This window comes from Klebsiella sp. EMBS2024 (assembly GCF_036233805.1).
GTDB classification, from domain to species: domain Bacteria; phylum Pseudomonadota; class Gammaproteobacteria; order Enterobacterales; family Enterobacteriaceae; genus Klebsiella; species Klebsiella pneumoniae.
Window position 1 is genome coordinate 2,726,974 of record NZ_JAZARW010000001.1, and the last position, 374, is coordinate 2,727,347.

1 pseudogene is annotated in these 374 nt (G+C 52.7%); it reads right to left on the reverse strand.

From position 1 onward, the window contains the following. Positions 1-374: pseudogene (locus VZP09_RS12630) on the reverse strand (NADP-dependent phosphogluconate dehydrogenase); the annotation flags it as partial.

Sequence of the window (374 nt, forward strand, 5' to 3'; positions counted from 1 at the left end):
TTATAGGTATGCGCACCAAAGTAATCACGCTGAGCCTGAATCAGGTTAGCTGGCAGAACCGCGGAACGGTAGCTGTCGTAGTAAGCAATTGCGGCAGAGAACGTCGGTACCGGTATACCATTCTGCACAGCATAGGCCACCACATCACGCAGCGCCTGCTGATAGCCATCAGCGATCTGTTTGAAGTATGGCGCCAGCAGGAGGTTAGCAATGCCAGCATTTTGTGCATAAGCATCGGTGATCTTCTGCAGGAACTGCGCACGAATGATGCAGCCCGCGCGGAAAATCTTGGCGATCTCACCATAGTTCAGATCCCAGTTGTACTCATCAGAAGCAGCACGCAGCTGGGAGAAGCCCTGAGCATAGGAAACGAT